General features: G+C 66.9%; 21 protein-coding genes. 8 read left to right on the top strand and 13 right to left on the bottom strand.

Going from position 1 to position 20193, the window contains the following annotated elements:
• Positions 1–22 precede the first annotated feature (22 nt).
• Positions 23–154: a hypothetical protein gene (locus tag LPB260_RS29110; protein ID WP_256625532.1), complete on the bottom strand. Its 132-nt coding sequence runs from the start codon at positions 152–154 to the stop codon at positions 23–25.
• A 198-nt stretch (positions 155–352) separates the two neighbouring features.
• Here LPB260_RS29110 and LPB260_RS21575 point away from each other — a divergent pair, with 198 nt between their 5' ends.
• Positions 353–802 carry an EVE domain-containing protein gene (locus LPB260_RS21575; RefSeq protein ID WP_208707907.1) on the top strand — a complete coding sequence of 150 codons (450 nt, stop codon included), beginning with the start codon at positions 353–355 and terminating at the stop codon, positions 800–802.
• A 13-nt stretch (positions 803–815) separates the two neighbouring features.
• Here LPB260_RS21575 and LPB260_RS21570 read toward each other — a convergent pair whose 3' ends face one another.
• Entirely contained in the window at positions 816–1220 is a 405-nt protein-coding gene (locus tag LPB260_RS21570) for a flagellar basal body-associated FliL family protein (protein WP_256625531.1), read from the bottom strand.
• 156 nt (positions 1221–1376) lie between these two features.
• Between LPB260_RS21570 and LPB260_RS21565 the strand changes: the two genes are divergently transcribed.
• A complete protein-coding gene (locus LPB260_RS21565; protein WP_208707906.1) occupies positions 1377–2354 on the top strand; it encodes an NADPH:quinone oxidoreductase family protein in 978 nt (325 codons plus the stop codon).
• 52 nt (positions 2355–2406) lie between these two features.
• Here the strand turns inward: LPB260_RS21565 and LPB260_RS21560 are convergent, their stop codons facing one another.
• The 4 genes from LPB260_RS21560 to trxA form a co-directional block, all read right to left on the bottom strand.
• Positions 2407–3375 (bottom strand): CDP-6-deoxy-delta-3,4-glucoseen reductase, encoded by a 969-nt coding sequence (locus tag LPB260_RS21560; protein ID WP_208707905.1) that lies wholly within the window; start codon positions 3373–3375, stop codon positions 2407–2409.
• A complete protein-coding gene (gene ubiD, locus LPB260_RS21555) occupies positions 3375–4841 on the bottom strand; it encodes a 4-hydroxy-3-polyprenylbenzoate decarboxylase (RefSeq protein WP_208707904.1) in 1467 nt (488 codons plus the stop codon). Before ubiD ends, LPB260_RS21560 begins: the two co-directional genes overlap by 1 nt.
• 131 nt (positions 4842–4972) lie before the next feature.
• Positions 4973–6232, bottom strand: a complete 1260-nt coding sequence (gene rho, locus LPB260_RS21550; RefSeq protein ID WP_208707903.1) for a transcription termination factor Rho — start codon at positions 6230–6232, stop codon at positions 4973–4975.
• 247 nt (positions 6233–6479) lie between these two features.
• Complete coding sequence (gene trxA / locus LPB260_RS21545; RefSeq protein WP_208707902.1) at positions 6480–6806, bottom strand: thioredoxin TrxA; 327 nt, start codon at positions 6804–6806, stop codon at positions 6480–6482.
• Positions 6807–7053: 247 nt separating this feature from the next.
• On the opposite strand from trxA, the gene ppx reads away from it, so the two are divergent.
• Entirely contained in the window at positions 7054–8556 is a 1503-nt protein-coding gene (ppx, locus tag LPB260_RS21540; protein ID WP_208707901.1) for an exopolyphosphatase, read from the top strand.
• On the opposite strand, the gene ppk1 is transcribed toward ppx, so the two are convergent.
• Together ppk1 and hemB are read right to left on the bottom strand one after the other, a co-directional pair.
• Entirely contained in the window at positions 8543–10744 is a 2202-nt protein-coding gene (ppk1, locus tag LPB260_RS21535; protein ID WP_208707900.1) for a polyphosphate kinase 1, read from the bottom strand. The genes ppx and ppk1 overlap by 14 nt on opposite strands.
• A 17-nt stretch (positions 10745–10761) precedes the next feature.
• Positions 10762–11775, bottom strand: coding sequence for a porphobilinogen synthase (gene hemB / locus LPB260_RS21530; protein WP_208707899.1), 1014 nt, complete (start codon positions 11773–11775; stop codon positions 10762–10764).
• A 212-nt stretch (positions 11776–11987) separates the two neighbouring features.
• Between hemB and LPB260_RS21525 the strand changes: the two genes are divergently transcribed.
• The 4 genes from LPB260_RS21525 to LPB260_RS21510 all read left to right on the top strand — a co-directional run bounded on the left by LPB260_RS21525 (position 11988) and on the right by LPB260_RS21510 (position 14786).
• A complete protein-coding gene (locus tag LPB260_RS21525; protein ID WP_208710098.1) occupies positions 11988–12551 on the top strand; it encodes a DedA family protein in 564 nt (187 codons plus the stop codon).
• Positions 12552–12696: 145 nt separating this feature from the next.
• On the top strand, positions 12697–13527 hold the full coding sequence (locus tag LPB260_RS21520) for a dienelactone hydrolase family protein (RefSeq protein WP_208707898.1): 831 nt from the start codon (positions 12697–12699) through the stop codon (positions 13525–13527).
• Between the two features lie 13 nt (positions 13528–13540).
• A complete protein-coding gene (gene elbB, locus LPB260_RS21515) occupies positions 13541–14203 on the top strand; it encodes an isoprenoid biosynthesis glyoxalase ElbB (RefSeq protein ID WP_208707897.1) in 663 nt (220 codons plus the stop codon).
• A gap of 115 nt (positions 14204–14318) precedes the next feature.
• A complete protein-coding gene (locus tag LPB260_RS21510; RefSeq protein WP_208707896.1) occupies positions 14319–14786 on the top strand; it encodes a thioesterase family protein in 468 nt (155 codons plus the stop codon).
• Here LPB260_RS21510 and LPB260_RS21505 read toward each other — a convergent pair.
• Positions 14783–15235, bottom strand: a complete 453-nt coding sequence (locus LPB260_RS21505) for a YaiI/YqxD family protein (RefSeq protein ID WP_208707895.1) — start codon at positions 15233–15235, stop codon at positions 14783–14785. The genes LPB260_RS21510 and LPB260_RS21505 overlap by 4 nt on opposite strands.
• A gap of 145 nt (positions 15236–15380) precedes the next feature.
• On the opposite strand from LPB260_RS21505, the gene LPB260_RS21500 reads away from it, so the two are divergent.
• Entirely contained in the window at positions 15381–16154 is a 774-nt protein-coding gene (locus LPB260_RS21500; RefSeq protein ID WP_208707894.1) for an SDR family NAD(P)-dependent oxidoreductase, read from the top strand.
• A 12-nt stretch (positions 16155–16166) separates the two neighbouring features.
• Here LPB260_RS21500 and rhtB read toward each other — a convergent pair whose 3' ends face one another.
• The 4 genes from rhtB to LPB260_RS21480 form a co-directional block, all read right to left on the bottom strand.
• Positions 16167–16799: a homoserine/homoserine lactone efflux protein gene (gene rhtB / locus LPB260_RS21495; RefSeq protein WP_208707893.1), complete on the bottom strand. Its 633-nt coding sequence runs from the start codon at positions 16797–16799 to the stop codon at positions 16167–16169.
• 98 nt (positions 16800–16897) lie between these two features.
• On the bottom strand, positions 16898–17656 hold the full coding sequence (locus LPB260_RS21490; RefSeq protein ID WP_208707892.1) for a TerC family protein: 759 nt from the start codon (positions 17654–17656) through the stop codon (positions 16898–16900).
• 6 nt (positions 17657–17662) lie between these two features.
• Positions 17663–18250 carry a mechanosensitive ion channel family protein gene (locus LPB260_RS21485; protein ID WP_256625530.1) on the bottom strand — a complete coding sequence of 196 codons (588 nt, stop codon included), beginning with the start codon at positions 18248–18250 and terminating at the stop codon, positions 17663–17665.
• Positions 18247–20163, bottom strand: coding sequence for an ATP-binding cassette domain-containing protein (locus tag LPB260_RS21480; RefSeq protein WP_208707891.1), 1917 nt, complete (start codon positions 20161–20163; stop codon positions 18247–18249). Before LPB260_RS21480 ends, LPB260_RS21485 begins: the two co-directional genes overlap by 4 nt.
• Between the last annotated feature and the right edge of the window lie 30 nt (positions 20164–20193).

Genomic DNA, 20193 nt, shown 5'->3' with positions numbered 1-20193 from the left:
GATGCGGCCCCGGGCGAGGGCCTCAGGGCTGCTCAGCGGCCTCGACCGGCGGCTGGTTCTGGCGATCCCAAAGGCTCTGGGTGTAACCCGTGGTAACCATGCCCAGGCTGAACAGGATGACCAATACCCACAATAGATCTGGCTTGCGTTTCATCGAATGCCTCCTCCTTCAAGGCACACTGCGCACGGTGGACCGGCGGCGTTATTTTTATCGGTCGCGCGAGGTGCCTGGCACGAGGCCGGGCATTGTCGACCAACCGCGGCGGCGTCGCAATATCAGGCGCCAAACGGTTGTCGGTGGCTCGTACGACCATCAGCCCGATAAACGGACCGACCAAATGGAGCAAAGTTCATGCCTTATTGGCTGATGAAGTCAGAACCGGATGAATTATCCATCCACGACCTGCAGCGTCTCGGTGAAACCCGCTGGGACGGCGTACGCAACTACCAGGCACGCAACTTCCTGCGCGCCATGCAGGCCGGCGACGCATTCTTCTTCTATCACTCCAGCTGCCCCGAGCCCGGCATCGCCGGCATCGCGCGGATCAGCCGCCCGGCCTATGCCGACCCGAGCGCGCTCGACCCGCAGAGCCACTACTTCGACGCCAAGGCCAGCGCTACGAAGACCCCCTGGAGCGCGGTCGACGTGAGCTTCGTCGAGGCCTTCGCCCGCGTCATCCCGCTGGCCGAGCTGAAGCAGCAGAGCGCCCTGCTCGAGCTGCCCCTGGTGCAGCGCGGCAGCCGCCTGTCGGTAATGCCGGTCAGCACCGAGCAGTGGGCGGCGATCCTGGCCCTGCGCTAGGCACAGGCCCTCGTCAGCGCTGCAGGATCAGGTTGTTGAACAGCAGGTCCTCGACCACCGGCTGGCCCTCTTCCTGGGTCAGCACCTGCTGCACCTGCTTCAACGCCTCCTGGCGCAGCACCTCTTTGGCATCCGCCGCGCTCAGGCCCTCCTCGGTCTGCTGGGCGAACAGCATCACCAACTGGTTGCGGATCAGCGGTTCGTGGTGCTTCAGCTTGGCCTGGGCCTCGGGACCACTGACGCGCAGCGCGACATCGGCCTTGTAGAACTTCAGCTTCGGCCCGCCGCCGAAGTTGCCGACCAGTGCCGGGAACAGGTTGTGGTAGATCACCTGCGGCTTGGCGGCGCTTTCCTCCTCTTCGGCCAGGGCCGACATCGGCAGCGACAGGGCGAGCAGTGCAGCGATAAGGACTTTCACGAGCGAGATCTCCACTAGATTGCGGCCTAGCATAGCCATTGCCGGGCCGGCACCCAAGCCCGGCGCTTATGCCGCGCAATCAGGGTCGACCATGCTCGTTGACCGCCGCCGCCGGCTTCCTACACTGCGGGGCATCACCACAGAGGACAACGCCCGATGAAAGCCGTGCTGTGCAAAGCCTTCGGCCCCGCCGAAACCCTGGCCCTGGAAGAAGTCGCCAGCCCCGAGCCGAAGAAGAACGAAGTCCTCCTCGAGGTACATGCCGCCGGGGTCAACTTCCCCGACACCCTGATCATCGAGGGCAAGTACCAGTTCAAGCCGCCCTTCCCCTTCTCCCCGGGTGGCGAAGCCGCAGGCGTGGTTCGCGCGGTCGGCGAGAAGGTCGGCCACCTCAAGGTCGGAGACCGGGTGATGGCCCTGACCGGCTGGGGCAGTTTCGCCGAGCAGGTGGCCGTGCCCGGCTACAACGTCATGCCGCTCCCGTCGAGCATGGACTTCCTCAGCGCCGCCGCCTTCGGCATGACCTACGGCACCTCGATGCACGCGCTCAAGCAGCGGGCCAACCTGCAGCCCGGCGAGACCCTGCTGGTGCTTGGCGCCTCCGGCGGCGTCGGCCTGGCCGCGGTGGAGATCGGCAAGGCCATGGGCGCCAGGGTGATTGCTGCGGCCAGCAGCGCGGAGAAACTGGAAGTGTCCAGGGCCGCGGGCGCCGACGAGCTGATCAACTACAGCGAGCAGAGCCTGAAGGACGAGGTCAAGCGCCTGACCGGCGGCCAGGGCGCCGACGTGATCTACGACCCGGTGGGCGGCGACCAGTTCGACGCGGCCATCCGCAGCATCGCCTGGAACGGACGCCTGCTAGTGGTCGGCTTCGCCAGCGGACGCATCCCCGAGCTGCCGGTCAACCTGGCCCTGCTCAAGGGCGCCGCGGTGGTCGGCGTATTCTGGGGCGCTTTCGCCCAGCGCCAGCCCCAGGACAACGCCGCCAACTTCCAGCAGCTGTTCGCCTGGCATGCCGAGGGCAAGCTCAAGCCGCTGGTCTCGCAGACCTTCCCACTGGAGCAGGCCGGCGCAGCGATCGACTGCCTCGGCCGGCGTCAGGCCGTCGGCAAACTGGTGGTCCGGGTCAGGTAGGCCGGGCCAACGAAAAAGGCCGCCATCAGGCGGCCTTTTTCATGAGCGGCGCTCAGCCCCTGGGCGCATAGGCGAACACATCGGCGCGCATCTGGTGCGCGTCCATGCCGGCCTCGACCAATGCATCCAGGGTCGCATAGACCATCGCCGGCGACCCGCTGGCATAAACGTGCAGTGGTTTGAGGTCGGCGAAGTCCTCGCGCACCGCCTCGTGCAGCAGGCCGCAACGGCCCGACCAGCCGCACTGGTCGCTGACCACCTGGTGCAGGAACAGGTTGTCCAGCTGCTGCCAGTCGCTCCAGCAGGGCAGCTGATAGAAGTCCTCTGGACGCCGGGCGCCCCAGTACAGGTGCACCGGGTGCCTGAAGCCCGCCGCGCGGCAGTGCTCGATCAGACTGTGCATCTGCGCCATGCCGGTGCCGGCGGCGATCAGCACCAGCGGGCCCTCCGGCAGCTCGGCCAGGTGGGTATCGCCGAACGGCAGCTGCACCCGGGCGAAGCCCTGGCCACGGAGGAAGGCCAGCAAGCCGCGGGTCGCCTCGTCGCGGGCCAGGATATGCAGCTCCAGCTCACGGCCGCAGTGTGGCGCCGACGCCAGGGAGAAGGCCGCGTACTCGCCATCTTCACGCTGCAGCAGCAGGTACTGGCCGGCGTGGTAGCGCGGGATCTTGCCGGCCGGCGCGCGCAGGCTCAGGCGATGGACGTCGCCGCCCACCGCCTGGCAGTCGATCACCTGGCAGCTCAGCTCGCGCACCGCCAGCTCGCCGGGCGCCATCACCCCGTCCCAGTGCAGCACGCAGTCGCCCAGCGGCTCGGCCAGGCAGGTGAGCAGCTCGCCATGGTCCAGCTCGGCGCCGGCCTGCTGCACGCGCCCCTCGACCAGCAGCGCCGCGCAGATATGGCAATTGCCGTTGCGGCAGCTTTGCGGGCAGTCGTAGCCCAGGCGCCGGGCGGCATCGAGGATGCGCTCACCCGGCTGAGTCTCGAGCACCGCACCTGAAGGTTGCAGAGTGACACGCATCAATCAATTCCCAACTCGTTCCACAGTTCATCGACCCGTCGCTTCACCGCCTCGTCCTGGACGATGGCGCGACCCCATTCGCGAGTGGTCTCGCCCGGCCACTTGTGGGTGGCATCCAGGCCCATCTTTGAGCCTAGCCCCGAGACCGGCGAGGCGAAGTCGAGGTAGTCGATCGGCGTGTTGTCGATCAGCACCGTGTCGCGCTTGGGGTCCATGCGCGTGGTGATGGCCCAGATCACGTCGTTCCAGTCCCGCGCGTTGACGTCGTCATCGGTGACGATAACGAACTTGGTGTACATGAACTGTCGCAAAAACGACCAGACCCCGAGCATTACGCGCTTGGCATGGCCCGGGTACTGCTTCTTCATGGTCACCACCGCCATGCGGTAGGAACAGCCTTCGGGTGGCAGGTAGAAGTCGGTGATCTCGGGGAACTGCTTCTGCAGGATCGGCACGAAGACTTCGTTCAGCGCCACGCCGAGGATCGCCGGCTCGTCCGGTGGCCGCCCGGTGTAGGTGCTGTGGTAGATCGGCTGCTGGCGGCGGGTGATGCGCTCGACGGTGAACACCGGGAAACGATCCACTTCGTTGTAGTAGCCGGTGTGGTCGCCATAGGGTCCCTCGTCGGCCATCTCGCCCGGATGGATCACCCCCTCGAGGACGATCTCGGCGCTGGCCGGCACCTGCAGGTCGTTGCCGCGGCACTTGACCAGCTCAGTCTTGTTGCCGCGCAACAGGCCGGCGAAGGCGTATTCGGAGAGGCTGTCGGGCACCGGGGTGACGGCGCCGAGGATGGTCGCCGGATCGGCGCCCAGGGCCACCGCCACCGGGTAGGGGCGGCCCGGGTACTTCTCGCACCAGTCACGGAAATCCAGGGCGCCACCGCGATGGCTGAGCCAGCGCATGATCAGCTTGTTGCGGCCGATCACCTGCTGGCGGTAGATGCCGAGGTTCTGCCGTTCCTTGTTCGGCCCCTTGGTGACGGTCAGACCCCAGGTGATCAGCGGCCCGACATCGCCGGGCCAGCAGGTCTGCACCGGCAGCTTGCCCAGGTCGACATCCTCGCCCTCCTCGACCACCTCCTGGCAAGGCGCGTCCTTGAGTACCTTGGGCGCCATGGCCAGGACTTTCTTGAAGATCGGCAGCTTGGACCAGGCGTCCTTCAGGCCCTTCGGCGGCTCAGGCTCCTTGAGGAAGGCCAGCAGCTTGCCGATCTCGCGCAGCTCGGCGACCTCTTCGGCGCCCATGCCCAGGGCCACCCGCTTGGGCGTGCCGAACAGGTTGCCGAGCACCGGCATGGCGAAGCCCGTGGGGTTCTCGAACAGCAGCGCCGGGCCGGCCTTGCGCAGGGTGCGGTCGCAGATCTCGGTCATTTCCAGCACCGGGGAAACCGGGGTATGGATTCGCTTGAGTTCGCCGCGCTGTTCCAGACCGCGAATAAAGTCGCGCAGGTCGCGATACTGCATGCAGGAGCCTCGTCTCGGGCAGGCCAGTAGGGGGCGCAAAGTTTAGCGCCGAACTGGGTTATTCAGAAGGATAGCGGGGATGCAGATGCACAAAAGCCGGGTTTCCCCGGCCTTTGCGACAGCCCAGCGACTTACTTGCGACGCATCGACAGGAAGAACTCGTCGTTGGTCTTGGTCGCCTTCAGCTTGTCGATGAGGAACTCGATGGCGGCGATCTCGTCCATCGGGTGCAGCAGCTTGCGCAGGATCCACATGCGCTGCAGCTCGTCCTCGGCGGTCAGCAACTCTTCGCGGCGGGTGCCGGAACGGTTGATGTTGATCGCCGGGAACACGCGCTTCTCGGCGATACGCCGGTCCAGCGGCAGCTCCATGTTGCCGGTGCCCTTGAATTCCTCGTAGATCACCTCGTCCATCTTCGAGCCGGTCTCCACCAGCGCGGTGGCGAGGATGGTCAGCGAGCCGCCTTCCTCGATGTTGCGCGCGGCGCCGAAGAAGCGCTTGGGCTTCTCCAGGGCGTGGGCGTCGACACCACCGGTGAGCACTTTGCCGGAGCTCGGGATCACGGTGTTGTAGGCGCGCGCCAGGCGGGTGATGGAGTCGAGCAGGATGACCACGTCCTTCTTGTGCTCGACCAGGCGCTTGGCCTTCTCGATCACCATCTCGGCGACCTGCACGTGGCGGGTCGGCGGCTCATCGAAGGTCGAGGCGACCACTTCGCCGCGCACGGTGCGCTGCATCTCGGTCACTTCTTCCGGGCGCTCGTCGATCAGCAGGACGATCAGGTGGCACTCGGGGTTGTTGCGGGTGATGTTGGCCGCGATGTTCTGCAGCATGATGGTCTTGCCGGCCTTCGGCGGCGCCACGATCAGGCCACGCTGGCCCTTGCCGATCGGCGCGCAGAGGTCGATCACCCGACCGGTGATGTCTTCGGTGGAGCCGTTGCCGGCTTCCATGACCAGGCGCTTGTTGGGGAACAGCGGCGTCAGGTTTTCGAACAGGATCTTGTTCTTCGCGTTTTCCGGGCGATCGTAGTTGATCGTATCGACCTTGAGCAGCGCGAAGTAACGCTCGCCTTCTTTCGGCGGACGAATCTTGCCGACGATGGTGTCGCCCGTGCGCAGGTTGAAGCGGCGAATCTGGCTGGGCGAGACGTAGATGTCGTCCGGGCCGGCCAGGTAGGAGGCGTCTGCGGAGCGGAGGAAGCCGAAACCGTCCTGGAGGATCTCCAGCACGCCATCACCGGAAATTTCCTCGCCGCTTTTCGAGTGTTTTTTCAGCAGCGAGAAAATCACGTCCTGCTTGCGCGAACGGGCCATGTTCTCGATGCCCATCTGTTCGGCCATTTCCAGCAGTTCGGTGATCGGCTTTTGCTTGAGTTCGGTCAGATTCATAGGAATGACGTAATCATGAAGGAGGGAGAATAAGCTATTAGCTTGGGAGGCCGCGCCGCTGAGAAGGCGAACGGATCGCCTACTGGTGTAGCGAAAGTATTCGAGTAGGAATGCGTCGGCGACGGCTTGCAGAGGGCTGCATAGGAAATGCAGCGAGGCCGAATGTAACACCGGCCTGACGAAGGCGTCTAGCCTTCAGACGGAAAAAAGCCCCGCATATTCGGGGCCTTTTTGCCACACAGCGACTTTAGATGTTGCTGTCGAGGAAGGCGGCCAGCTGCGACTTGGACAGTGCACCAACCTTGGTCGCTTCGACGTTGCCGTTCTTGAACAGCATCAGGGTCGGGATGCCGCGCACACCGTACTTCGGCGGGGTATCCTGGTTCTCGTCGATGTTCAGCTTGCACACCTTCAGCTTGCCCTGGTAGGTCTGGGCGATCTCGTCGAGGACGGGGGCAATCATCTTGCATGGGCCGCACCACTCAGCCCAGTAATCGACCAATACCGGACCCTCAGCCTGGATAACTTCTTCATCGAAGCTAGCATCGCTGACGTTGGTGATGAATTCGCTCATGGAAAGTCTCCGTGTTCGGAAGCAAAAAGTGATCGACATCATAGCCCGGCTTGCCTGGCACAGGAAGGCAGACGCCATTGAGCTTAACTATGGACCCGCACAAATTCACCTGCCCGCAGGCGTCGCCGGCTGAGCCCGGTGGCGGCCGATTGCGCGGGCCACGGGGACGCCTGCGGCGTCGGTATGCGTTGGCTCACCCGGGCTATCGTGGCAGGATGGCATGGATCCGCACCGAGACCTATGCCCCATGCCGCACACTCCAGCCGAGTCTTTTCCCTTGATTGCAGCTATCGACCTGGGCTCCAACAGCTTCCACATGGTTCTGGCCAAGGCCGATCACGGCGAGATTCGCGTGCTCGAACGCCTCGGCGACAAGGTCCAGCTGGCCGCCGGCATCGACGAACAGCGCCTGCTCAGCGAAGAGGCCATGGTCCGCGGCCTCGACTGCCTGCGCCGTTTCGCCCAGCTGACTGCCAGCCTGCCGGAGGGCGCGCTGCGCATCGTCGGCACCAATGCCCTGCGCGAGGCGCGCAACCGTGGCGAGTTCATCCGCCGCGCCGAGGAGATTCTCGGCCATCCGGTGGAGGTCATCTCCGGCCGCGAGGAGGCGCGCCTGATCTACCTCGGCGTGTCCCACAGCATCGCCGCCACCCCGGGCAAGCGCCTGGTCGCCGACATCGGCGGCGGCAGCACCGAGTTCATCGTCGGCCTGCGCTTCGAGCCCCTGCTGCGCGAGAGCCTGCAGATGGGCTGCGTGAGCTATACCCAGCGCTTCTTCCGCGACGGCAAGATCACCCCGGCGCGCTACGCCCAGGCCTACACCGCGGCGCGCCTGGAGGTGATGGGCATCGAGCACGCCCTGCGCCGGCACAAGTGGGAAGACGCGGTGGGTGCATCGGGCACCATCAAGGCCATCGGCCTGGCCATCCAGGCCGCCGGCCTGGGCAGCGGCGAGGTCAATCCGGAAGGCCTGGCCTGGCTCAAGCGCAAGATCTTCAAGCTCGGCGAAGTGGACAAGCTCGATCTGGACGGCATCAAGCCGGACAGACGCGGCATCTTCCCCGCCGGCCTGGCAATTCTCGAGGCGATCTTCGATGCCTGCGACATCCAGCGCATGAGCCACTCCGAGGGGGCGCTGCGCGAAGGCGTGCTCTATGACCTGCTCGGCCGCCACCATCACGAGGACGTGCGCGGGCGCACCCTCAGCGCCCTGATGGAGCGTTACCACGTCGACCTGGAGCAGGCCGCGCGGGTCGAAAGCAAGGCGCTGGAGGCACTGGAGCAGGTGAAGGACAGCTGGGGCCTGAGCGACGACTGGCACCGCGAACTGCTGGTGTGGGCCGCGCGGGTCCACGAGATCGGCCTGGACATCGCCCACTACCAGTACCACAAGCACGGTGCCTACCTGGTCGAGCATTCCGACCTGGCCGGCTTCTCACGCCTCGACCAGCAGATGCTGGCGCTGCTGGTGCGCGGCCACCGGCGCAACATCCCCAAGGACAAGCTCGCCGACTTCGGCGCCGAGGGCGTGAAGCTGGTGCGCCTGTGCGTGCTGCTGCGCTTCGCCATCCTCTTCCATCACATCCGCGGCACCCAGGAAATGCCCAAAGTGCAGCTGCGCGCGGCCGAGAGCAGCCTGGAGATCCACTTCCCGGACGACTGGCTGGCCGCCAACCCGCTGACCCAGGCCGACTTCACCCAGGAAGCGGAGTGGCTCAAGCGCGTCGGCATCGACCTCAGCGTGCGCTGACCACCGGCGCCGTCAGCTTCTCCAGCAGACCCGCCTGGGCACTGCGCGGGTTCTGGTTGCCGGTCGGGCTGCAACGCAGGTAACGACCGTCGGGCTGCAGCACCCAGGCCTGGGTGTTGTCGGTCAGGTAGCTTTCCAGCTCCTTCTTCACCCGGGTGACCAGTTTCTTGCCCTCCACCGGGAAACAGGTCTCGACCCGCTTGTCCAGGTTGCGCTCCATCCAGTCGGCACTGGATAGGTAGATCTTCTCCTCGCCCTCGTTGAGGAAGTAGAACACCCGGGTGTGCTCGAGGAAGCGGCCGATGATCGAGCGCACCTGGATGTTGTGCGACACCCCGGGAATGCCCGGGCGCAGGCAGCACATGCCGCGCACCACCAGGTCGATCTTCACCCCGGCCTGGCTGGCCTTGTACAGCGCGCGAATGATCTTGGCGTCGGTCAGCGAGTTGAACTTGGCGATGATGTGCGCCGGCTTGCCCTCGCTGGCCAGCGCCGTCTCGCGACCGATCAGGTCGAGCAGGGTCTTCTTCAGGGTGAAGGGCGCGTGCAGCAGCTTCTTCATGCGCAGGGTCTTGCCCATGCCGATCAGCTGGCTGAACAGCTTGGCCACGTCCTCGCCGAGGGCCACGTCGGCGGTGAGCAGGCTGTAGTCGGTGTACAGGCGGGCGTTGCCGGCGTGGTAGTTGCCGGTGCCTACGTGGGCGTAGCGAACGATATCGCCGTTCTCGCGACGCAGGATCAGCATCATCTTGGCGTGGGTCTTGAACCCGACCACACCGTAGATCACCACCGCGCCGGCGGCCTGCAGGCGGCTGGCCAGGGCCAGGTTGGATTCCTCGTCGAAGCGCGCGCGCAGCTCGATCACCGCGGTGACCTCCTTGCCGTTGCGCGCCGCCTCCACCAGCGCATCGACGATCTCCGAGTTGGCCCCGCTGCGGTACAGCGTCTGCTTGATCGCCAGCACGTGCGGGTCCTTCGCCGCCTGGCGCAGCAGGTCGACCACTGGGGTGAACGACTCGAAGGGGTGCAGCAGGAGGATGTCCTGCTTGCTGACCACGCTGAAGATGTTCTCGCTGTTCTGCAGCAGCTTGGGAATCACCGGGGTGAAGGGGGTGTACTGCAGCTCTGGATGACTGTCCAGGCCAGTGATGCTGAACAGCCGGGTCAGGTTGACCGGGCCGCCGACCTGGTACAGCTCGCCCTCGGTCAGGCCGAACTGCTTGAGCAGATAGTCGGACAGGTTCTTCGGGCAGCTGTCGACCACCTCCAGGCGCACCGCGTCGCCGTAGCGCCGGGAGAACAGCTCGCCGCGCAGGGCGCGGGCCAGGTCCTCGACGTCCTCGGTGTCCACCGACAGGTCGGCGTTGCGGGTCAGGCGGAACTGGTAGCAGCCCTTGACCTTCATGCCCTGGAACAGGTCGTCGGCATGGGCGTGGATCATCGAGGAGAGGAACACGTAGTTGGCGCCCGCGCCACCCACCTCCTCCGGCACCCGGATCACCCGTGGCAGCAGGCGCGGCGCCGGGATGATGGCCAGGCCCGAGTCGCGGCCAAAGGCGTCGACGCCCTCCAGCTCGACGATGAAGTTCAGGCTCTTGTTCACCAGCAAGGGGAACGGGTGCGTCGGATCGAGGCCGATCGGCGTGATGATCGGCGCGATCTCGTCGCGGAAGTAGCGGCGCACCCAGGCCTTGACCTTGGTGTTCCAGTGGCGGCGGCGGATGAAGTTGATGTTGTGCTTGGCCAGCGCCGGAAACAGCACGTCGTTGAGGATCGCGTACTGGCGGCCGACCTGCTCGTGCACCAGCTCGCTGATCCGCGCCAGCGCCTGGTGCGGCTGCAGACCGTCGGCACCGGCCTGCTCGCGGGCGAAGTTGATCTGCTTCTTCAGCCCGGCGACGCGAATCTCGAAGAACTCGTCGAGGTTGCTGGAGAAGATCAGGAGGAACTTCAGCCGCTCCAGCAGTGGATAGGACTCGTCCAGCGCCTGCTCCAGCACGCGGATGTTGAACTGCAGCTGCGACAGCTCGCGATGGATGTACAGGCTGCTGTCGTCCAGGCTCGGCACCACCAAAGGCGGCGCCGGGGTGGGCGCCTCGATCGGCGCCGGCTCCGGCACTTCCGGCAACTCGACGGTTGGCGCCTGCGGCTCGAGCACTTCGCTCTGGGAGAGTCCTTCGGTATTCATCGTCTGGTCCTGGGGGACTACTGCCCCTGCTGCAAGAGTTCTGCCGCGCGAACGGCGAAATAGGTGAGGATGCCATCGGCGCCGGCGCGCTTGAAGGCGGTCAGCGACTCGAGGATCACCGCCTCGGAGAGCCAGCCGTTCTGGATCGCCGCCATGTGCATGGCGTACTCGCCACTGACCTGATAGACAAAGGTCGGCGCGCGAAATTCGCTTTTCACCCGGGCGACGATATCCAGGTAGGGCATGCCCGGCTTGACCATGACCATGTCGGCGCCTTCGGCCAGGTCGGCGGCCACCTCGTGCAGCGCCTCGTCGCTGTTGGCCGGGTCCATCTGGTAGCTGTACTTGTTGCTCTTGCCGAGGTTGCCCGCCGAGCCGACCGCATCGCGGAACGGGCCGTAGTAGGCGCTGGCGTACTTGGCCGAATAGGCCATGATGCGCACGTTGCTGTGATCGGCCAGCTCCAGCGCCTCGCGGATCGCCTGCACGCGGCCGTCCATCATGTCCGAGGGCGCGACCACCTGGGCCCCGGCCTCGGCATGGGACAGCGCCTGCTTGACCAGGGCATCGACGGTGATGTCGTTCTGCACGTAGCCGCTGTCGTCGAGGATGCCGTCCTGGCCGTGGGTGGTGAAGGGGTCCAGGGCCACGTCGCTGATCAACCCCAGCTCCGGGAAGCGTGCGCGCAGGGCGCGGATCGCGCGCTGGGCGATGCCGTCCGGGTTCCAGGCCTCGGCGCCATCCAGGGACTTCATCTCCAGTGGCGTCACCGGGAACAGCGCCAGCGCCGGAATGCCCAGGGCCACCCACTTTTCCGCCTCCTGCAGCAGCAGGTCGATGGACAGGCGCTCGACCCCGGGCATCGACTCCACCGCCTCGCGGCGGCCTTCGCCGTCGAGGACGAACACCGGCAGGATCAGGTCGTCGACGCTCAGGCGATGCTCGCGCACCAGGCGCCGGGAGAAATCGTCGCGACGATTGCGGCGCAGGCGAGTGGCAGGGAACAGGCGATTGGCGGGGGTAAAGCTCACGGCAGACTCCAGAGCCCGCGCGAACGGGCGAGTGTGACAGTTATAAGCGGTCATTATGACCAATAGATGACAGCGGAATCGAGTCTGCGACGGCGGGTCGCAGCGGCCGGAGCCGCATTGTGGCCATGCCGGCGTGTATCCGTCGAGTCGCCCGGAGTTTTCCGCCCGGTTCCGAGGGAGTAGGCTGAATGCCCCTTCCCGCGGTTGTTCCCATGCTCGAAGACCTGCTGCAGCAATACGGTTACCCGGCCCTGGTCCTGGGCACCTTCCTCGAAGGCGAGGTGTCGCTGCTGCTGGCAGCCTACCTGGCCCTGCGCGGCTACCTGAGCCTGGAATGGGTGGTGCTGTGCGCCTTCTGCGGCACCTATGCCAGCGATCAGCTGTGGTACCACCTGGGCCGGCGCCACGGCCGCGAGATTCTCGATCGCCGGCCACGCTGGCACGCCCTGGGCGACAAGGCATTGCGCCACCTGCGCCGCTACCCGGACCTGTGGGTGCTGAGCTTTCGCTTCCTCTACGGCATGCGCACGGTGATGCCGCTGGCCATCGGCCTGTCTGGCTACTCCTGGCGCCGCTACCTGCTGCTCGACGGCATAGGCGCAGCGCTGTGGGCCGGCGGCCTGGGCCTGGCCGCCTACCACCTGGGCGCGGCCCTGGAAACGCTGCTCGGCGATCTGCGTCGCTATCAGCTGTATGTGTTCGCCGCCCTGCTGCTGGTCGCCGTGGTGCTCTGGCTGCGCCGGCGCCTGCGCCGAGGGGCCGATTCCGAACGCTAGGTTGCCTGCCGGCCGGGCGCGGGCGAATTCACCCCGGCGCGTATCGCGCGGCGCAGTCTGCGACTAGGATTGCTAGGGATGGCAAACCCGCCGCCGGCGCCTCAGGCGAGGCCCGGCGACCGCCCGAGTGACACGTGAAGACAGTATGCGCAGACCCCTTCGCTGGCTCCTGATCGCCCTGGCCCTGCTGAGCATTGCCGCCCTGCTCGGCCTCTACCCCTATCGCACGGCGCTGTTGCCGGAAGCCGACGACCTGGCCAGCGCCAAGGCCCGCCTGGCCCCGCACCTGCGCCTGTTCACCCCGGCCGGCAGCGGCCCCTTCGCCACCGTACTGGTGTTCCACGGCTGCAGCGGACAGCACCAGGCGCTACTCGACAGCGTCAACGACTGGCTCCTGCCGGCCGGCTACGCCGCGCTGTTCGTCGACAGCCACGGGGCCCGCGGCATCGACGACTGGCGGCCGGTGTGTGCCGGCAAGCAGCTGTGGGGCAACCAGCGCGCCCTGGACGTGTATGCCGCCATCGAGCTGGCCGCCGAGCTGCCCCGGGTCGACGGCCGGCGCCTGGCCCTGCTCGGCTTCTCCCATGGCGGCTGGAGCATCCTCGATGCCCTGGCCTATGGCGGCGCGGCCGGCCATGGCTTCGCCGCCCCCGGACGACAGGGGCTCGAGCGGGTCAGGGCGGCGATTCTCTACTACCCCTATTGCGGCTTTCCCGCCCAGCTGCGCCGGCACATGAGTGCGCAGCCGCCGCAGCTGATGCTGCTGGCCGGCGAGGACCACATCACCGATCACCGCCAGTGCCTCGAGGCCCTGCGGCAGCTGCAACCGGGGGCGATCCAGGTGCAGCGCTACGCAAACGCCGATCACGTGTTCGACCACCTCAGCGATCTGGCCACCTACCAACCACAACTCGCCAAGGATGCCCAGCAGCGGGCCAGAAGCTTCCTGCGCAGCCACCTTGGCCCAGCCCCATGACCAGGAGTATTCGATGAACAAGAAAGTGGCAGTGATTCTTTCCGGCTGCGGCGTCTACGACGGCGCCGAGATCCATGAGAGCGTGATCACCCTGCTGCGCCTCGACCAGCGCGGCGCCCAGGTGCAGTGCTTCGCGCCGAACGTGGAGCAGCTGCACGTGGTCGATCACTACAGTGGCGACGAGATGGACGAGACCCGCAACGTGCTGGTGGAATCCGCGCGTATCGCCCGCGGTAAGATCAAGGACGTGCGCGAGCTGCACGCCGACGACTTCGATGCGCTGATCATGCCCGGCGGCTTCGGCGCGGCGAAGAACCTCTCGGACTTCGCCCTGAGCGGCGCCAACCTCAAGGTGCAACCGGACGTGCTGAACGCCGCCAAGTCCTTCGCCAGCGCCGGCAAGCCGGTCGGCCTGATCTGCATCTCGCCGGTGCTGGCGGCGCGGATCTTCGGCAATGGCGTGGAATGCACCATCGGCAACGACCACGACACCGCCGCGACCCTGACCCAGATGGGCGCCGTGCACCGCGAATGCGAGGTCAGCGAGATCATCGAAGACGGCCCGCGCAAGCTGGTCAGCACCCCGGCCTACATGCTCGCCCAGTCGATCAGCGAGGCCGCCTCGGGGATCAACAAGCTGGTCGACCGCATCCTCGAACTGACCCACCACGACTGAGACGGCCGACCGCGCAGGTCGATCCGGCCAATGCGCGCGGCACTCCCGCCGCGCCACTGGCCAAGTCCACCGCCGTGCGGCAGCGTGTCGGGCAAACTGCACAGGTACGCTGGCCATGACCCAACCCTATGAATTCACCGCAGAGCTGCAGGAGGCGGTGAGCAGCTTCATGCAGCGCATCCCGTTCAACCAGGTGCTCGGCATTCAGCTCGAGCAACTGTCGCCGGAGCGGGTGACGATGGTCCTGCCGATGAAGGACGAGCTGATCGGCAACTTCCTCCACGGCATCCTCCATGGCGGCGTGATCGCCTCGCTGCTCGACGTCGCCGGCGGCGCCATGGCGCTGATCGGCGCCTTCGAGCGGCACCATCAGCTGCCGGGCGCCGAGCGCCTGACACGGCTGTCCAAGCTCGGCACCATCGACCTGCGCATCGACTACCTGCGCCCCGGTCGCGGCCGCAGTTTCACCGCCAGCGCCGTGCTGCTGCGCTCGGGCAACAAGGTGGCGGTGGTACGCAGCGAACTGCACAACGACGAGGGCGTCCTGGTCGCGGTGGGCACCGGCACCTATCTGTGCGGCTAAGCGCGGCTCAAGCGGGTGAGGATGCGGTCCAGGGCGTTGGCGAAGGCCTGGCGGTCCTTGTCCGAATAGGCGCCCTGGCCGCCGCCGACCTGGCCCTGCTCGCGCAGCTCGGTAAAGAGGTTACGGGTGGCCAACTTGTCGCCCATATTGCGCTCGTCGAACTCGCGACCACGCGGATCGAGGGCGGCGACGCCCTTCTTCACCAGGCGGTCGGCCAGCGGCACGTCACTGCAGATCACCAGTTCGCCGGGCACCGCATGCTCGACCAGGTAGTCGTCGGCCGCATCCGGGCCGCTCGGCACCACGATCAGGCGCACGCAGGCGAAGCTGGGCCGCGCCACCGGCTGCCCGGCCACCAGCACCACCTCGTAGCCGCGCTTCAAGGCGAACTTCACCACCTGATCCCGCGCCGCCCGCGGGCAGGCATCGGCATCTATCCAGATACGCATCGACCGGCACTCTCCTCTGACTGAAATGGCGAACGGGTGCGCCCGCCAGGCGCCCATGATGCCGGCTTTCGCCGATGAGTCCATACTGGCCGACGCAACCGGCGGCCCACCTCTGGCCGCCGGGCGAGCGACAGGAGTAAGCCCCATGCCCTACTGGCAACGCCTGGATGAGCCCGCGCAGGTGCTGGTATGCGGCGCCAGCCGCGGCATCGGCCTGGCCCTCTGCGAACAGCTGCTGGCCCGCGCCGACGTAGCCGGTGTGTGGGCCCTGGCCCGCCGGGCCAGCCAGTCCGAGGGCCTCGCCGCGCTGGCCCGGCAGCATGGCCAGCGCCTGCACTTGCTGGACGTCGATGCCACGGACGAGGCGCAGCTGGCCGAACTGGCGCCTCGGCTCAAGCCACGTATTGCCCGACTGCACCTGCTGCTGTGCACGGTCGGCGTGCTGCAGGATGGCACGGCGAAGGCCGAGAAGGGCCTGGCCCAGCTCGATCTGGCCGGGTTGCAGGCGACCTTCCGGGTCAACGCCTTCGCCCCGATCCTGCTGCTCAAGCACCTGCTGCCGCTGCTGCGCGGGCGCCACCCGTGCACCGTGGCGACACTCTCGGCGCGGGTCGGCTCGATCGGCGACAACCGCCTCGGCGGCTGGTACAGCTACCGGGCGAGCAAGGCGGCGCTCAATCAGCTGCTGCACACCGCCAGCATCGAGCTGAGCCGCCTCAATCCGCAGAGCACGGTGCTGGCGCTGCACCCGGGCACCACCGACACCGAGCTGTCGCGGCCCTTTCAGGCCAATGTGCCGGCTGCGCAGCTGTTCCAGGCGAGTTTCGCCGCCGAGCGTCTGCTGGAGCAGGTGGCGCGCCATGGCCCCGAACAATCCGGCAGCTTCTGGGCCTGGGACGGTCAGCCGATCGAGTGGTAGGCGGGCCGCGCCTCAGGCCGTGGTGCGGCGCACCGTGGCCAGCAGCGCCGCGGCGCCGACGAACAGGGCGCCGAAGCTGCGGTTCATCAGCCGCTGCTGACGCGGCGTGCGCAGCAGGCGCAGGACCCGCGAGGCCAGGCCGGTATAGCCGGCCATCACCAGCAGGTCGACGCAGATCATGGTCACGCCCATCAGCAGGTATTGCGCCAGCAGCGGCGCCTGCGGATCGATGAACTGCGGCAGTACCGCGAGCATGAAGATGATCGCCTTGGGGTTGCTGATATTGACCAGAAAGCCGCGCAGCACCAGGGTCAGCGGCCGACCGATGGGGCGCTGCTCGGGCGCCGTGGCCAGGTCGGCGGGCAGCGCCTGCCACTGCCGGTAACCGAGATAGACCAGGTACAGCACGCCGAACCACTTGATCAGGCTGAAGGCCAGCGCCGAGGTGGCGAGGATCGCCCCGACCCCGGCGGCGACGATGGCGATCTGCAGGGCCAGGCCGAGCTGCAGACCCAGGGCGGTCCAATAGCCGCGCCAGAAGCCGTACTGCAGGCCGGACGACATCGAGGCGATGGCCCCGGCCCCGGGCGACAAGCTGATCACCCAACAGGCGACGAAAAACGCGAGCCAGGTCTGCAGGGCCATGGCGAATACCTCGAAACGAATGGTTGAAGGACGGCCCAGAAAAAAGGGGCAGGCTTCTCAGCCTACCCCTTGCTACAGGCGACGACCAGCCTCGCGGATCAGTCCGGCGAGCCCTTGCGCAAGTGCACCGGCTCCTGGCCGCGCTTGCGCGCCATGGCGCCGCGCAGGCGGATGTTGATCGCCTCCACCGCCAGCGAGAAGGCCATGGCGAAGTAGACGTAGCCCTTGGGCACATGCACGCCGAACGACTCGGCCACCAGCAGGGTGCCGACCATGATCAGGAACGACAGGGCGAGCATCTTCAGGCTCGGGTGCTTGTCGATGAAGTCACTGATGGTGGCGGCCGAGAGCATCATCACGATCACCGAGATGACGATGGCGGCGACCATCACCGGCACATTGTCGACCAGGCCGACGGCGGTGATCACCGAATCCAGGGAGAAGACGATGTCGATGATGGCGATCTGCACGATGATGCCCATGAAGCCGTAGGCCTTGCCGCCGGCCTGCTGCGCCTCCTCGGCGCCCTCCAGGCTGTGGTAGATCTCCATGGTGCTCTTGAACAGCAGGAACAGGCCACCGAAGAACAGGATCAGGTCACGCCCGGATACACCCATGCCGAAGAGCTGGAACAGGTCGTCGGTCAGGCGCATCACCCAGGTGATAGACAGCAGCAACGCGATCCGCGTGCCCATCGCCAGGGTCAGGCCGAAGAAGCGCGCATTGGGCTGCTGCTCCTTGGGCAGGCGGCTGACCAGGATCGAGATGAAGATGATGTTGTCGATGCCGAGGACGATCTCCAGGGCGGTCAGGGTGAGAAATGCGACCCAGATTTCCGGGCTAAGTAGCCATTCCATGATGCGTTAGATCTCGTAATTGCGGGATGTGGGATAGGTGCCGTTGCGCCAGCGGCGCACGGCTTTCTGGAAGAACAGGCTGTTGGGCACCTGCACCAGCGCCCCTGGGCTTTCGCCACCCTGGTCTTCCAGGGTGGTGTAGAACAGGTTGATGGCCAGCACCCGGCCCTTGACCCCGGGTTTCTCGGCGCTCTCGATGATCTCGACACTGTCGCCCAGGCGGAACGGCGCCAGGGTGAAGATCAGCAGCGCGCAGAACAGGTTGGACAGCACGCTCCAGATGGCGAAGAAGGCGATCGCCGCCACCGCCATGAAGCCGGTCAGCGCGGTCCACAGCACCTGGGCGGACACGCCGAGGCGCTCCAGCACCAGCAGCACGGCGCCGCCGACGACCAGCCAGCGCAGGCCGTTGCGCAGGGACACCAGCGCCGTCGCCGGCACCTGCGGGTAGCGTGCGCCAAGGCGCTTCAGGCCGCGCGCCAGCAGGCGCTGCAGCAGCCAGGCGAGCAACAGGATCAGCAGCACCTGGCCCGCACGCAGCAGCGGCTCGCTCCAGGCGGCCAGCCAGGGCCACTCGAGCAGCAGCGGATTCAACTGGCGGCCTCCAGCTCGGCCTGCAAGGCTTCGAGGCTTTCCAGGGCGAGCATCCAGCGCTCCTCGAGGTCGGCCTCGCGGCCCTTCAGCCTGGCCTGCTCGGCCAGCAGGTCGCGCAGCTCGTCCTTGCGTGCCGCCTCGTACAGTGCGCTGTCGCCCAGGCGGGCTTCGACCGCGACGAGCTGCTCGTGCAGCTGACCCAGCTCGCGCTCCAGCTTGTCGGCCTCGCGCTTGTGCGGCGCCAGCTGCTGGCGCAGGGCCGCCGCGGCCTGGCGCTGGGCGCGCTTGTCGGTCTTGTCCAGGCCGCCCTCGGCGGCGTTCACCGGCGCCGGCGCCTGGCGTGCCCGGTAGTCGAGCAGCCAGCGGGCGTAGTCCTCGAGATCGCCGTCGAACGGCTGCACCCGGCCATCGGCGACCAGGAGGAACTCGTCGGTGGTGCTCTTGAGCAGGTGGCGATCGTGGGACACCACCACCACCGCCCCGGCGAACTCCTGCAGGGCCAGGGTCAGGGCCAGGCGCATCTCCAGGTCGAGGTGGTTGGTCGGCTCGTCGAGCAACAGCAGGTTGGGCCGCCCCCAGGCGATCAGCGCCAGGGCCAGGCGCGCCTTCTCGCCGCCGGAGAAATTCAGCACCGGCTCGTCGCAGCGGGCGCCGCGGAAGTCGAAGCCGCCGAGGAAGTCGCGCAGGGTCTGCTCGCGCTCGCTCGGCGCCAGGCGCTGCAGGTGTAGCAACGGGCTGGCCTTGTCGTCGAGGGCGTCGAGCTGGTGCTGGGCGAAATAACCGACCACCAGGTTCTCGCCACGCTGCAGGCGACCGCCGATAGGTTGTAGCTCGTCGGCGAGGTTCTTGATCAGGGTCGACTTGCCGGCACCATTGGGCCCGAGCAGGCCCAGGCGCGCGCCCGGCGCGAGGCTCAGCTTGACCTGCTCCAGCACGGCCTTGTCGCCATAGCCGAGGCGCCCCTCGGCCAGGTCCAGCAACGGGCTGGAGATCTTACTGGCCTCGCGGAAGCGGAAGTCGAAGGGCGAGTCGACATGGGCCGCGGCCAGCTCCTCCATGCGCTCCAGGGCCTTGATCCGGCTCTGCGCCTGGCGCGCCTTGGTCGCCTGAGCCTTGAAGCGGGCGATGTACTTCTCCATGTGCGCGCGCTGCGCCTGCTGCTTCTCGTAGGCCTGCTGCTGCTGCGCCAGGCGCTCGGCGCGGGTGCGCTCGAAGGCCGAGTAGCCACCGCGATAGAGCGTCAGTTTCTGCTGATCCAGGTGCGCCACGTGGTCGACCACGGCATCGAGGAAGTCACGGTCGTGGGAGATCAGCAGCAGGGTGCCGGGGTAGCTCTTCAGCCAGCCTTCCAGCCAGAGGATCGCGTCCAGGTCCAGGTGGTTGGTCGGCTCGTCCAGCAGCAACAGGTCCGATGGGCACATCAGCGCCTGGGCCAGGTTCAGGCGCATCCGCCAGCCGCCTGAGAAGTCGCCGACGCGGCGGTCCATCTGGGCATGCTCGAAACCCAGGCCGGCCAGCAGCTTGCGCGCGCGAGCGGCAGCCGTATAGCCGTCGGCGCTGTCCAGTTCGGTATGCAGACGGGCAATCGCGGCGCCATCCTGGGCGGCCTCGGCGGCCGCCAGCTCGGCCTGCAGACCGCGCAGGTGGACGTCGCCGTCGAGCACGTAGTCGACCGCCAGGCGCTCGAGGTTGTCGACCTCCTGGCGCATGTGGGCGATGCGCCAGTCCGCCGGCAGCAGGCAATCGCCCGCGTCGGGACCGAGCTCGCCGCGCAGCAGGGCGAACAGGCTGGATTTGCCGGCGCCATTGGCGCCGATCAGTCCGGCCTTCTGGCCGGCGTGCAGGGTCAGTTCGGCGCCTTCTAGCAGGCGCTGCGGACCACGCTGTAGAGTGAGGTTCTGGAGTCGGATCATAATGGCGGCGAAGTCTATCAGAGTCGCCCG

This window comes from Pseudomonas sp. LPB0260 (genome assembly GCF_013388395.1).
The sequence above is the reverse complement of the archived record's forward strand: the minus strand, read 5'-3'. Positions and strand labels throughout refer to the sequence as shown.

Excerpts from the sequence above, each read along its gene's own strand:
- ubiD (WP_208707904.1), bottom strand. The coding sequence starts at position 4,841 with ATGCAGTATCGCGACCTGCGCGACTTTATTCGCGGTCTGGAACAGCGC.
- LPB260_RS21560 (WP_208707905.1), bottom strand. The coding sequence starts at position 3,375 with ATGCGTGTCACTCTGCAACCTTCAGGTGCGGTGCTCGAGACTCAGCCG.
- rho (WP_208707903.1), bottom strand. The coding sequence starts at position 6,232 with ATGAATCTGACCGAACTCAAGCAAAAGCCGATCACCGAACTGCTGGAA.
- LPB260_RS21490 (WP_208707892.1), bottom strand. The coding sequence starts at position 17,656 with ATGGAATGGCTACTTAGCCCGGAAATCTGGGTCGCATTTCTCACCCTG.
- LPB260_RS21500 (WP_208707894.1), top strand. The coding sequence starts at position 15,381 with ATGCCCTACTGGCAACGCCTGGATGAGCCCGCGCAGGTGCTGGTATGC.
- trxA (WP_208707902.1), bottom strand. The coding sequence starts at position 6,806 with ATGAGCGAATTCATCACCAACGTCAGCGATGCTAGCTTCGATGAAGAA.
- LPB260_RS29110 (WP_256625532.1), bottom strand. The coding sequence starts at position 154 with ATGAAACGCAAGCCAGATCTATTGTGGGTATTGGTCATCCTGTTCAGC.
- elbB (WP_208707897.1), top strand. The coding sequence starts at position 13,541 with ATGAACAAGAAAGTGGCAGTGATTCTTTCCGGCTGCGGCGTCTACGAC.
- LPB260_RS21565 (WP_208707906.1), top strand. The coding sequence starts at position 1,377 with ATGAAAGCCGTGCTGTGCAAAGCCTTCGGCCCCGCCGAAACCCTGGCC.
- rhtB (WP_208707893.1), bottom strand. The coding sequence starts at position 16,799 with ATGGCCCTGCAGACCTGGCTCGCGTTTTTCGTCGCCTGTTGGGTGATC.
- LPB260_RS21575 (WP_208707907.1), top strand. The coding sequence starts at position 353 with ATGCCTTATTGGCTGATGAAGTCAGAACCGGATGAATTATCCATCCAC.
- ppx (WP_208707901.1), top strand. The coding sequence starts at position 7,054 with ATGCCGCACACTCCAGCCGAGTCTTTTCCCTTGATTGCAGCTATCGAC.
- LPB260_RS21510 (WP_208707896.1), top strand. The coding sequence starts at position 14,319 with ATGACCCAACCCTATGAATTCACCGCAGAGCTGCAGGAGGCGGTGAGC.
- LPB260_RS21480 (WP_208707891.1), bottom strand. The coding sequence starts at position 20,163 with ATGATCCGACTCCAGAACCTCACTCTACAGCGTGGTCCGCAGCGCCTG.
- LPB260_RS21525 (WP_208710098.1), top strand. The coding sequence starts at position 11,988 with ATGCTCGAAGACCTGCTGCAGCAATACGGTTACCCGGCCCTGGTCCTG.
- LPB260_RS21505 (WP_208707895.1), bottom strand. The coding sequence starts at position 15,235 with ATGCGTATCTGGATAGATGCCGATGCCTGCCCGCGGGCGGCGCGGGAT.
- ppk1 (WP_208707900.1), bottom strand. The coding sequence starts at position 10,744 with ATGAATACCGAAGGACTCTCCCAGAGCGAAGTGCTCGAGCCGCAGGCG.
- LPB260_RS21520 (WP_208707898.1), top strand. The coding sequence starts at position 12,697 with ATGCGCAGACCCCTTCGCTGGCTCCTGATCGCCCTGGCCCTGCTGAGC.